A 12214-nucleotide genomic window follows, 5' to 3' on the forward strand; every position below is an offset into this window, starting at 1 on the left:
ACAATCATAAACTTTCATATTGCATCGCAGCATTATCGAATTTGATCGTTTTCGATTGACAAGATGACTATACGTGAGCGATACCCTGCTCACAAAGGGTGGCGCCATCACGATCCGGTCCGCCCGAAAGACTTGATTTCAAGGGAGGATGACATGGCGGCTGGCGTTCAGCTTCTGAAGAACCGTTGGGATGATGCGTATGCGGCGGGCTTGGATGAGCCGGGCAAGCTGCTTTATCGCTCGAATCTGCTCGGTGCCGACAAGCGTATCACCAACTACGGCGGCGGCAACACCTCGGCCAAGGTCATGGAAACCGATCCGCTCTCCGGCGAGAGGGTTAGGGTGCTCTGGGTCAAGGGCTCCGGCGGCGATGTCGGCACCATTAAGCTCGACGGTTTCGCGACGCTCTATCAGGACAAGCTCGACAGCCTGAGGAATATCTATCAGGGCGTTTCAGACGAGGACCGCATGGTCGGCTTCCTGCCGCATTGCACCTTCAATCTCAATGCTCGCGCCGCATCCATCGACACGCCGCTGCATGGCTTTGTGCCGTTCACCCATGTCGATCACATGCATCCCGATGCCATTATCGCCATCGCTGCGTCCAAGAACTCGCGCGAACTGACGCGGGAGATCTTCGGGGACGACATCGGCTGGCTACCCTGGCGCCGGCCCGGTTTCCAGCTCGGCCTCGATCTCGAAGCCTTCGTCAATGCCCATCCGAATGCCAAAGGCGTCGTGCTCGAAAGCCATGGCCTGTTCACCTGGGCTAATGATGCCAAGGAATGCTACGAGCTGACGCTCGCCATCATCAACAAGGCAATCGAATGGTTCGCCGCCAAGACCGAAGGCAAGACGATTTTCGGCGGCGCCGCTGTCGAAAGCCTGCCGCGAGTGGAGCGTCGTGCCATCGCCGCCCGGCTCATGCCTGAGATCCGCGGCCGCATAGGCAAGGCCGAGCGCAAGCTCGGCGATTTCGACGATCAGGATGCCGTGCTCGAATTCGTCAACTCGAAGAATCTCCGCCCGCTTGGCGCGCTCGGCACCAGCTGCCCGGATCATTTCCTGCGCACCAAGATCCGCCCGCTGATCGTCGATTTCGATCCGGCTAAGCCCGATGTCGATGCCGTCATCGCCGGTCTCGACAAGGCGCTGGAGGACTATCGCGCCGACTACGCGCGTTACTATAATGATTGCAAGCATGACAATTCGCCTGCCATGCGCGACCCGAACCCGGTGATCTTCCTCGTTCCCGGCGTCGGCATGCTGTCCTTTGCCCGCGACAAGGCAACGGCCCGTATTGCCGGCGAGTTCTATGTCAACGCGATCAATGTCATGCGCGGCGCCTCCACCGTTTCCGAATATCAGGGCCTGCCGGAGCAGGAAGCCTTCGATATCGAATATTGGCTGCTGGAAGAGGCCAAGCTGCAGCGCATGCCGAAGCCGAAGAGCCTCGCCGGCCGTGTGGCCTTCGTCACCGGCGGCGCCGGCGGCATCGGCCGTGCGACGGCGGCACGCCTGGTGGGCGAGGGCGCTTGTGTGGTTCTGGCTGACATCGACCAGGCGGCGCTGGAGAGCACACAGGCGGATTTTGCCAAGATGTTCGGCGCCGACGCGGTGCGCAGCGTCAAGCTGGACGTGACGAAGGAAGATGCCGTCATTGCCGCCTTTGCCGAGGCCTGTGTCGAATTCGGCGGCGTCGACATTCTGGTATCGAATGCCGGGATCGCATCGTCGGCACCGATCGAAAGCACCGAGCTTTCGATGTGGAACCGCAATATCGACATTCTCGCGACCGGTTATTTCCTCGTCTCGCGCGAAGCCTTCCGGCTGTTCCGCCGTCAGAATCTCGGCGGCAATGTCGTCTTCGTCGCGTCGAAGAACGGTCTGGCCTCCTCGCCGAATGCTGCCGCCTATTGCACGGCAAAGGCTGCCGAAATCCATCTGGCCCGGTGCCTGGCGCTGGAGGGTGCTGAAGCCGGCATCCGCGTGAATACGGTCAATCCCGATGCCGTCCTGCGTGGCTCGAAGATATGGAACGGCGAGTGGCGGGAGCAGCGCGCCGCCTCCTCGAAGATCGAGGTGGACGAGCTGGAGGAACATTACCGCAAGCGCTCGATGCTGAAGCTGAATGTGTTCCCGGAGGATATCGCAGAGGCGATCTACTTCCTGGCATCGGACCTTTCCGCCAAATCGACGGGTAATATCATCAACGTCGATGCCGGTAATGCGCAGAGTTTTACGCGGTAGTTTGCTACATTTTTCCTTCTCCCCACCGGGGAGAAGGTGGCCCTAAGGGTCGGATGAGGGGGGTGCTGTACATGCGGTTCTATCTTTCGCTTACGCTCAAGGTGTGAGTCGCTATGCTCCTCACTCCCCCTCATCTGCCCGTTGGGCATCTTCTCCCCGTTGGGGAGAAGAGGGAACAGCCAGTCGAGAGGCTGTAATGTTTCGAATGACGTACATGGGAGGAAAGAATGGCCGAGTTTAGAATTGCGCCCGATCTGGTTGCCGCGGAAAACGACAAGCGCGCCGCCGCGTTGAAATCCGATTATGAGGCGCTCGGCGCCACGCTCGCCCGCCGCGGCGTCGATATCGAAGCCGTCACAAAAAAGGTTTCGGAATTCTTCGTTGCCGTCCCGTCCTGGGGCGTTGGCACCGGCGGCACGCGCTTTGCCCGCTTCCCCGGAGCTGGCGAGCCGCGCGGCATCTTCGACAAGCTCGATGATTGCGCCGTCATTCAGCAGTTGACGCGGGCAACGCCAAGGGTTTCGCTGCATATCCCCTGGGATAAGGCCGATCCGCGCGAACTGAAGGCTGCAGGCGATGCGCTTGGCCTCGGCTTCGACGCCATGAACTCCAATACATTCTCCGATGCGCCCGGCCAGGCGCATTCCTACAAATTCGGCTCGCTCAGCCATGTCGATGCGGCGACCCGCGCCCAGGCTGTCGAGCACAACATCGAATGCATCGAAATCGGCAAGGCCATCGGCTCGAAGGCGCTGACGGTATGGATCGGTGACGGCTCGAACTTCCCCGGCCAGACCAATTTCACCAGGGCCTTCGAGCGCTATCTCGCCGCCATGGCTGATATCTACAAGGCACTGCCTGACGATTGGCGGCTGTTCTCCGAACACAAGATGTACGAGCCGGCCTTCTATTCCACGGTCGTTCAGGACTGGGGCACCAATTACCTGATCGCGCAGACGCTTGGCCCGAAGGCGCAGTGCCTGGTCGATCTCGGTCACCACGCGCCGAATACCAATATCGAAATGATCGTGGCGCGCCTCATCCAGTTCGGCAAGCTCGGCGGCTTCCATTTCAACGATTCCAAGTATGGCGACGATGATCTCGACGCCGGCGCCATCGAGCCCTACCGCCTCTTCCTCGTCTTCAACGAGTTGGTCGATGCCGAACGGCGCGGGGTCAATGACTTCAATCCGGCGCATATGATCGACCAGTCGCATAACGTCACGGACCCGATCGAAAGCCTGATTTCCAGCGCCAACGAGATCCGCCGTGCGTACGCCCAGGCGCTGATCGTCGATCGCAATGCACTTGGCGAGTATCAGGATGCGAACGACGCGCTGATGGCATCGGAAACGCTGAAGCGCGCCTATCGCGCCGATGTCGAGCCGATCCTGGCCGAAGCACGCCGTCGCGCCGGCGGCGCCATCGATCCGGTCGCGACCTACAGGGCGGGTGGCTATCGCCGCAAGATTGCCGCCGAGCGTCCGGTTTCCGTTGCCGGCGGCGGCGGGATCATCTGAGATTATCGGGTGCCGGCGACCGATGACCTCAGCGCCCGATAATCACCCTTTCCGTTGAGTTTGCTGGAGTTCCGCCTCTCGCCAGGCGGACCAGCGGCGGCGAAGTTCGCCTGAGCGCAAGCCATGACCGTCATTCAGCATGTCGGCCTCGGTAATCCGTTCCGTGCGGAAATGCCGGAAGCCCTGGCGCAGCTCGCACCATGCCACCAGAATGCGGCTCGTATCGGAATAGCCGAGGATAACGGGCCAGACGATCCTTGTGCTTTCCGCACCCGCATCGGACCGATAGCGCAGCCGAAGTTTTCGTCCTTCGCGGATTGCCGCCCGCAACATCGGCAGGTCGATGTTTTCTTCTTGGCCTCCCTGAAGAAGCGGCTTGGCGCCGACGCTCGGCTCAAGGATGAAGGGACGCAGGTGCCCGGGTACGATCGCGGTGATCTTGGCAACCACGTCGCGTGCGGCATTGGCAAGGGCCTTGTCGGCACGACCCGCAACCCATTGCGCCCCGAGGACGACGGCCTCGATCTCCTCGGGCGTCAGCATCAGCGGCGGCATTTCGTAACCGGGTGACAAAAGATATCCGAAGCCTGCCTCACCTTCGATCGGAACCCGCTGGCTCATCAGATCGGCGATGTCGCGATAGACCGTGCGCTTGGAGACTTCGAGTTCATCCGCCAGCGCGGCAGCAGTTACCGGCCGGCTCGACCGGCGCAATATCTGTATGATCTGAAACAAACGATCGGCGCGACGCATTCCTGCTGACTCCTGCTGCCAGTATGGTGGCAACAGCCTTATGCAACAAGAGCCTTCGAGCCGCCAGCGACACAGCGGGCGGGAATTTCGAAGGAGCATTCGATGAAACTCGCATCCATGCGTCTGATCGCCTCAAACATCAAGAAGATGGTTGGCTTTTATGAGATGGTCACCGGTCACCCGGCCGAGTGGCTTGCGCCAGTCTTTGCCGAGATCGTCACCCCCTCGGCGACGCTTGCGATCGGAAGCGCCGAGACCGTCGCCCTGTTCAAGGAGGGCAGCGCCGAACCCTGCGCCAATCGCTCAGTCATCATCGAATTCCAGGTTGACGACGTCGATGCTGAATTCGCAAGGTTGAAGGACAAGGTAGAGGTCGTGCATGAGCCGAAGCTGATGCCGTGGGGAAACCGGGCAGGGCAAATCCGCGATCCCGAGGGAACGCTCATCAGCCTTTACACGCCCGTCACGGATTTTGCGAAGCAGCGCTTTGCCCGGCGTTGAGCGGTAAGGAGCGGCCGAAATCCTATGATCGGGCGATGCCTTCTGCCTGGCGGCATCGCTCGTCTTAAGTCACGCCTTGGTCGCCTTGTGGGTACGGCTAACCGATCCAGATAGCTGCAAATTTGTCATGGTCATCTGGCAGATTTGAAATCATCTTCCTGCACGGCGGCCGACCACGATCGGAGCCGTGGTTTGTTCATTTGTGTCCGTCGCCTCCGCACTTTCGAGTGGCTCGGCAATGGGAATTGAGTATTGTCGCTTGCAACGGCCCGCCGTGATTTGGCGGTCGAAGCTGGCAAAAAAGTCAGAGCCCTGCTGTTGATAGGTGAGGAAAGACGATGACGACTGACATGAACGGTTTTGCCGGACGCCTAAAGCGCCGCGAGAATGGCGGCATGATCTCCGGCTGGGTCGGCATACCCGATCCGATGCTCGTCAATCATCTGGCGCAGGAAGACTTCGATACCATCGTGCTCGATATGCAGCATGGCATGTGGAACATGGAGTCCGCTGCCAACGGCATCGCCCATGTGCGCCTGGCAGGCAAGCCGGCGATTGCCCGTATTCCCGTCGGCGATTTCGCCTCCGCCTCGCGGCTTCTCGATGCCGGTGCCTCTGCCATCATCGCACCGATGATCAATTCTGCCGATGATGCGCGCGCCTTGGTGCAGGCGACGAAGTATCCGCCGCTCGGCGAGCGCAGCTGGGGGCCGTCGCTGGCCCTCAATCATTTCGGCCTGCCGGCTGAAGATTATCTGCAGAGCGCCAACAGCCTGACCGTCACCATTGCCATGGTCGAAACTCGCATGGCGCTCGACGCCATCGACGAGATTCTGGCCGTTGACGGCATCGACGGCATCTTTGTCGGCCCATCCGATCTGTCGATCGCGCTTTCAAACGGCGCACGCCTTGCACCCGATAGTGCCGCGATCGACCAGGCGCTTGCGACCGCGCTTGCGCGGTGCCGTGCTCATGGCAAGGTGATCTGCGCCTTCGGCGGCGATGGCGATCGTGCGGGCCAATATCTGAAGCTTGGTCTTGATCTGGTTATCGCAGGCACGGAAACCGCTCAGCTCAGGGCAGGAGCGCGCACGGCTCTTGAGGCTGCGCGAAAAGGCGCTGATTCATAATCGGCTGAGATAAAAGCTGCCCGGGGGGGTATCCCACGGGCGGCGTTGATTGCGCAAGAGCCGGATGATTTTAGGTCTGTTCGACCTAAAATCTGAATCCGCTCTAGTTCACCAGCTTTACATAGCAGGGCCGGTAGGTTTCCGTACCGCAGCCGCCACCGACGGCTTGCGCCGGCGTAATCGTGTTTTGGATGGCGATTGCCGCGAGCGCGACGGCGATGATTGTCAAAACAGTTTTGGTATATTTGTCCATGAGTTTCCCCTAATAATAGAATGACTGACGACATGCATCTTAAGATTGCCTTTCTGAACGCCGGCTGAATATCTATGCTTAAGGTTGTGTCCTGATGTCATGCGAGAACATCGGATCGACAGCCCAAACACGCACCCCTCGTCGACTTTGATCGCAGCCTACGCTTCATCGTTACCCGCCTGCGGGGCATTCTCGCGTCGACATGGCGGAGCGGAATGATTTGTCGAAGGTGTAGGGATTGGCGGTAGGACGCGCCTTGCGTCGCGAAGTAGATCAGCACTGGCGAGCTCGGTTATCGCCCCAATCTCGGCGGCATCAATCTTCGCATCGGCAAGACCTACGCATTGGCATCGTGTTACCCTCCGGACGCGAGGGCGAGATGAATATCGTCGTCGCCTCGCCGATCGAGGGCGCCTCGCGCTACATGAAGGCGCGAGGAGAGTTGAGCGGAATCGCTAATGCCATGCAGTTTGCCCTTTCCCCATTTTTCCCGCCAAAAACGGGCTGCGAAACCCCAACCAAAAGCAAACCAGCTCAAAACGGCTCAATCACACGGATGGTGAAAAGCTGAAGTTAAAATATTGCTCGACCGGTTCCTGGCGCGCCATCTTCCAGTAATGGCCGCCTTAATCGGTTTATTCGGCGAGTTGGCGCGGAAAGAACCGTTTTGGTGAGCTGTCACACCCAAAACTCCGCAGTTAGAAGTCATTGATTTCTCGAAAATGCTGTGCATTTCGACTGGATAACCATCGGAATTCCGTTAGGTTTCTCAGATATTGGTCGCTTGCAGGGCCGGATCAGGGGCGAAAGCGTTCGCCGGGGTCGATATTTGCAACCGGCCGGAGATGCCAAAAGGCTTGTCCGGTCCAGAAAGTCCGCATGCGCCGCACGGCGTTACGTAATAAGGGAGAATAGTATGGCTGACGAAAAGATGATGTCACAGATGTCGGGCAAGGGTGGCTTCATCGCTGCCCTCGATCAAAGCGGAGGCTCGACCCCGGGCGCTCTGCGTCTCTATGGGATCGCCGATTCCGACTATAATGGCGATGAGGAAATGTTCCGCCTGATGCATGAAATGCGCGTGCGCATCATGACGGCTCCCTCATTTTCCGGAGATAAGGTGATTGGCGCCATTCTTTTCGAGAAGACCATGGATGGGGAGGCGCAAGGCAAGCCGGTTCCCACTTATCTCTGGGCCGATCGCGGTGTCGTCCCGTTCCTCAAGGTCGACAAGGGTCTGGCTGCCGAGGAGAACGGCGCACAAGTGATGAAGCCGATGCCGGATCTTGACGCTTTGCTCGCCCGTGCGGTGAAGAAGGGGATCTTCGGGACCAAGATGCGCTCAGTCATCGCTAGCGCCGACAAGACAGGCATCGCCGCAGTGGTCAAGCAGCAGTTCGAGATAGGACATCAGATTCTCGGCCATGGTCTCGTGCCGATCATCGAACCGGAAGTCTCCATCAAGAGCCCGACCAAGCAGGAGGCCGAGGCTATCCTGCGGGATGAGATCGCTCAGAGGCTCGACGCAGTGCCGGCCGGCGAGAAAGTCATGCTCAAGCTGACGATCCCGACTGTTCCGGATTTCTATAAGCCCCTCGTCGATCACAAGGCCGTGGCGCGCGTCGTGGCGCTTTCGGGCGGCTACAGCCGTGCGGATGCCTGCGAAAAGCTCAGCCACAATCATGGAATGATCGCCAGCTTCTCCCGAGCTTTGACCGAGGATCTGCGCGTGACGATGAGCGACGCTGAATTCGACGCCAGCCTCGCAAAAACCATCGACGAGATCTATCAGGCGAGCGTCGTGAAGGCCTAATCACACGAAAGGCGCCGGGCCTAACGCGGCCCGGCGTCCTCCAGCCGGTCATGCCCTGACTTCGAAGACCATGTTGAACGGCGTTTCGGTTGCCTTGCGGAAATGCGAATAGCCCGCATCCATGGCAACCTTGCGCAGCTTCAATTCGCCGGCCTGCGCGCCCAGGCCCAGCCCGACTTCCTGCGACAACGAGGCCGGTGTGCAGATCATCGTCGAAGCGCCGTAGAAGACCCTGCCGACCGGATTGAGATTGTCCTTCAGGCAGTCATGCGCAAAGGGTTCGACGATCATCCAGGTGCCGTCGTCGGCAAGGCTTTCCTTGACGTGTTTACCGGCGCCGACCGGATCACCCATGTCGTGCAGGCAATCGAACATGGCGACAAGATCGTAACCGACAGCCGGGAAATCCTTGGCGCTTGCCTGCTCGAACGTGATGCGGGTATCGACGCCCGCCTGCTTGGCGGCAGCGCGCGCCCGCTCGATCGATGGCAGGTGATAGTCGAAGCCGAAGAAGGTCGAGTTCGGATAGGCCTGCGCCATCAGGATGGTCGAGGCGCCGTGGCCGCAGCCGACATCCGCAACCGCAGCGCCGGCTTGAAGCTTTTCATGCATGCCGTTCAGCGCGGGTATCCATTCCGTAATGAGATGGCTGTTGTAGCCTGGGCGGAAAAAGCGCTCCGTGCCGCGGAACAGGCAGGCGCTATGCTCATGCCAGCCGAAACCGCTGCCGGTCTTGAAGGCATTGGCGATTTTCGGCTCGTCGAGCCACATGGATTGGACGACATCGAAGGCGCCGTTGAAGAAGGCGGGGCTGCTTTCCTCCGCAAACACCATAGCCTGTTCCGGCGTCAGGTAGAAGCGCTCGGTTTTGTCGTCATAACTGACATAATCGGCCGCGGCTTGAGCTGACAGCCATTCACGCACGTAGCGTTCCTTTACGCCAACCTTGTCAGCAAGCTCCGCCGGCGTCATCGGTGTTCCGTCGGCCATAGCCTTGAACAGACCCAGATGATCTCCGAGTGTCACCAGCACACCCGAGACCGCCGCGCCGACATCGCCGATCAGGCGACCGACCAGGGCATCAAGTTTCTGCATATCAGGTTCACGCATGACATCTTCCTCCCAGATTGATGTGGCGTTTCTTCGGATACATTCGAAGACTTGAAAATACTCCTGAGCGTAGTCGTAAGCAACGACATAGCAAGGCGAAGTAATACTCGCCCTGCTTGCAAAAATAGATCTTATTATTCTGAATTATCTCAGCTTTTATCCTATTTGCCGCGGACTTCAGCCAGCGCGAGCCAGTTCTTTTTCCAAAACGGAGAGCAGGCGCGGATCGTCGGCTGTTACATCAGGCGCAAAGCGGGCAACAACGTCGCCGTCGCGACCGATCAGGAACTTTTCGAAATTCCAGACGATGCCCCCGTTCTGCCCGGTCTCGAGGCCATGTTTGGCGAGCCGTTCGCGCATCGACCCGTCTCCTACCGTCTCGACGCTGGAGGCGATCAGGCTGTCATAAAGCGGATGGCGGTTTTCACCTGTCACGGCGATCTTGGAAAACATGGGAAACTGCACGTCATAGGTCAGCGTGCAGAACTCCAGAATCTCTTTATCGCTACCCGGCTCCTGGCCCTTGAAATCGTTGGCCGGGAAGCCGGCGATGACAAGACCTTCGTCCCGCTTTTCCTCATAGAGCTTTTCCAGCCCTTCATACTGCACCGTCAGGCCGCATTTGGACGCGACATTGACGACCATGATGACCTTGCCGCGATAGTCGGCAAGCGTCGTATCGCTGCCGTCGATCTTCTTTACCGGAATATCGAGCACGTTATCGGTCATATCATTCACTCCAAAATGATTTTGATCTACCCTATAATACGCTGCGATCCCAAAGTACACTACGATATCAATATGTTGCGTTGACGGATTGTCGCATTTGCCGCTACCTTTATCCTCCCATTTCCCATCGCGGTGGTATCCCGGTGGCACCCTGACCAAGGTCCTGGAGGTAGTATGTGGGCAAGCGAAGTACGGTACTTCTGACGAAACGTGTCGTCGACGCGGCTCGTCCTGATCGTGACCGGTATCACATTTGGGACAGCGAGCTTCCAGGCTTCGGTCTTCGTGTCGCACCCTCAGGCGTGAAAACCTTCATCATCAAATATCGAACGGATGGCGGTGGGCGATCAGCGACCCAGCGTATCATGTCCATAGGGCATTTTGGTCCGATCACCGTCGAACAAGCAAGACGAGCCGCCAAGACCAAACTTGGATGCGTTGCGGCTGGTCAAGATCCTGCCGAAGATCTCCAGATCAAGCGTCGCGACATGACAATCAGCGACCTCATTGATCTCTACGAGAAGCAGGGCTGCTTCGTCCGGCACGGTCGGCGGCAAGGCGAGCCGATGAAGCCGAAGACCAAGACCGAAACCGTGGCGCGGCTGCGTAACCACGTCATGCCTCTGCTCGCCCAACGCAAGTCGCGGAGCCTAAACCCAGGCGACATCGAGGGACTTGTCGCGGATGTGGCGTCCGGAAAGACTGCTCGCGAGGTTAGGAACAGAAATGGCAGGCGCATCGTTTTAAGAGGCGGAGTGGGGATGGCGGGTAAGGTGGCACGCGACCTCTCCGTCGTTTTCAGTTTTGCCATCCGGCACGAAATCGTCACCACGAACCCGGTTACGCATGCAATCTTTCGAAAAATTGACAATCGAAGGATGCGATTTCTCACCGTTGAGGAGCTTGCCAGCCTGGGCGCTGCCTTGGATGAACTCGAAATGGGAAAATGCAACCCCAAGGGCATCAATATCATCCGCCTCCTGGCTTTGACGGGTTGCCGCCGCAGCGAAATCGCCGGACTGGAATGGTCGGAAGTCAATTTAGCGAAAGGACTGATCGAACTTGAAGACAGCAAGACAGGACCGTCGACCCGCCCCCTGGGCGGGGCGGCGATTGATTTGCTGAAATCAATCCCGAAGGAGGGCAGCAAGTTTGTTTTTCCTGCTGAACGAGGAGAAGGGCATTTTACACAGACGCCCGTGGTGTGGTGCAAGGCAGTAGCAAAGGCCCAGATCTCCGGCGCAACGCTCCATACACTGAGGCATACAGTCGGTTCCATTGCTACTTGCTTAGGAGAGAGCCTGGCGTTGACTGGAGCTATTCCTGGCCACGCGAGACTAAGCTCGACCGAAGGTGTTCTGTTGCAAAATTTGATGTAGTCGCGTCGGCCGATTGCCACGGCTGCTCAGAACGCGGCAGCCAGGCTCTCAACCTGATCAGAGATTGACGGATTGGCAGCGTAAGCGTCCTGCAATTGGCGCTTTCGTAGCATGTGGATCATCTCAATTCCGGACAATGTTGCCACGGCCGATTTAAATGACTTGAAGCCGAGCATCGGTCTGACACGCCGCTTGATGCGTCGGTGATCCTGCTCGATGCGGTTGTTCAGATACTGACTCTGTCGAATGCATGGGGATTCAGGACGACGGCAGGACCGATCCTGAAGGCGGCTTGTGGTGTCACAGGAAATGATCGCTTCCCGGTTGGTCTGGCTGCCATCGATGACGATGCGCTCCGGCCGGCCGTGCCGGGCGAAAGCCTTTCTGAAGAAACGTTTGGCGGCGGAAAGATCACGATGCTCGCTGAGCCGAAACTCGACCGTGTCGCCGTTGCTGTCGATGGCGCGATAGAGATACGTCCATCGGCCGCGAACCTTGATATAGGTCTCGTCGGCGTGCCACTTGCCAGTGACGGCGCGCTTGCGCCGATTGAACCGATCCGCCAATAGGGGCGCAAAGTGGACGACCCAGCGATGGATCGTCGAATGATCGACGCTGATGCGGCGTTCGGCCATCATTTCCTTCAGGTCGCGCAGGCTCAGGCCATAGCTCAGATACCAGCGCACGCACAGCAATATCACCGACTGCTCGAAATGCCGACCTTTGAACATTGCCAGTCTCCGCGACTTCCGGAGATCAATGCCATGTCACCAGTA

12 protein-coding genes are annotated in these 12214 nt (G+C 58.7%); 7 read left to right on the forward strand and 5 right to left on the reverse strand.

What is annotated here, in order from left to right:
• Positions 1–153: 153 nt before the first annotated feature.
• Together RTCIAT899_RS25000 and rhaI are read left to right on the forward strand one after the other, a co-directional pair.
• Positions 154–2250 (forward strand): bifunctional rhamnulose-1-phosphate aldolase/short-chain dehydrogenase, encoded by a 2097-nt coding sequence (locus tag RTCIAT899_RS25000; RefSeq protein WP_015342607.1) that lies wholly within the window; start codon positions 154–156, stop codon positions 2248–2250.
• A gap of 227 nt (positions 2251–2477) precedes the next feature.
• On the forward strand, positions 2478–3770 hold the full coding sequence (rhaI, locus tag RTCIAT899_RS25005) for an L-rhamnose catabolism isomerase (RefSeq protein WP_015342608.1): 1293 nt from the start codon (positions 2478–2480) through the stop codon (positions 3768–3770).
• 42 nt (positions 3771–3812) lie between these two features.
• Here the strand turns inward: rhaI and RTCIAT899_RS25010 are convergent, their stop codons facing one another.
• Positions 3813–4523 (reverse strand): helix-turn-helix transcriptional regulator, encoded by a 711-nt coding sequence (locus tag RTCIAT899_RS25010; RefSeq protein WP_015342609.1) that lies wholly within the window; start codon positions 4521–4523, stop codon positions 3813–3815.
• 102 nt (positions 4524–4625) lie between these two features.
• On the opposite strand from RTCIAT899_RS25010, the gene RTCIAT899_RS25015 reads away from it, so the two are divergent.
• A complete protein-coding gene (locus RTCIAT899_RS25015; protein WP_015342610.1) occupies positions 4626–5024 on the forward strand; it encodes a VOC family protein in 399 nt (132 codons plus the stop codon).
• A gap of 338 nt (positions 5025–5362) precedes the next feature.
• On the forward strand, positions 5363–6154 hold the full coding sequence (locus tag RTCIAT899_RS25020; protein ID WP_015342611.1) for an HpcH/HpaI aldolase family protein: 792 nt from the start codon (positions 5363–5365) through the stop codon (positions 6152–6154).
• Between the two features lie 103 nt (positions 6155–6257).
• Here the strand turns inward: RTCIAT899_RS25020 and RTCIAT899_RS33895 are convergent, their stop codons facing one another.
• Positions 6258–6407: a hypothetical protein gene (locus RTCIAT899_RS33895; protein WP_015342612.1), complete on the reverse strand. Its 150-nt coding sequence runs from the start codon at positions 6405–6407 to the stop codon at positions 6258–6260.
• Positions 6408–6786: 379 nt separating this feature from the next.
• On the opposite strand from RTCIAT899_RS33895, the gene RTCIAT899_RS25030 reads away from it, so the two are divergent.
• Positions 6787–6978 (forward strand): hypothetical protein, encoded by a 192-nt coding sequence (locus RTCIAT899_RS25030; protein WP_015342613.1) that lies wholly within the window; start codon positions 6787–6789, stop codon positions 6976–6978.
• 345 nt (positions 6979–7323) lie between these two features.
• The gene (locus RTCIAT899_RS25035) at positions 7324–8220 is read left to right on the forward strand and encodes a fructose bisphosphate aldolase (protein ID WP_015342614.1); all 897 of its coding nucleotides are present in this window, start codon (positions 7324–7326) and stop codon (positions 8218–8220) included.
• A 48-nt stretch (positions 8221–8268) separates the two neighbouring features.
• Here the strand turns inward: RTCIAT899_RS25035 and RTCIAT899_RS25040 are convergent, their stop codons facing one another.
• Both RTCIAT899_RS25040 and RTCIAT899_RS25045 read right to left on the reverse strand, forming a co-directional pair.
• Positions 8269–9330, reverse strand: coding sequence for a class I SAM-dependent methyltransferase (locus RTCIAT899_RS25040; RefSeq protein ID WP_015342615.1), 1062 nt, complete (start codon positions 9328–9330; stop codon positions 8269–8271).
• A 177-nt stretch (positions 9331–9507) separates the two neighbouring features.
• Positions 9508–10059, reverse strand: a complete 552-nt coding sequence (locus RTCIAT899_RS25045; RefSeq protein ID WP_015342616.1) for a glutathione peroxidase — start codon at positions 10057–10059, stop codon at positions 9508–9510.
• 176 nt (positions 10060–10235) lie between these two features.
• Here RTCIAT899_RS25045 and RTCIAT899_RS25050 point away from each other — a divergent pair, with 176 nt between their 5' ends.
• Positions 10236–11438 (forward strand): tyrosine-type recombinase/integrase, encoded by a 1203-nt coding sequence (locus tag RTCIAT899_RS25050; RefSeq protein WP_015342617.1) that lies wholly within the window; start codon positions 10236–10238, stop codon positions 11436–11438.
• A gap of 26 nt (positions 11439–11464) precedes the next feature.
• On the opposite strand, the gene RTCIAT899_RS25055 is transcribed toward RTCIAT899_RS25050, so the two are convergent.
• Complete coding sequence (locus RTCIAT899_RS25055) at positions 11465–12169, reverse strand: IS6 family transposase (RefSeq protein WP_015342618.1); 705 nt, start codon at positions 12167–12169, stop codon at positions 11465–11467.
• Between the last annotated feature and the right edge of the window lie 45 nt (positions 12170–12214).

Source organism: Rhizobium tropici CIAT 899 (genome assembly GCF_000330885.1).
Lineage (GTDB): Bacteria > Pseudomonadota > Alphaproteobacteria > Rhizobiales > Rhizobiaceae > Rhizobium > Rhizobium tropici.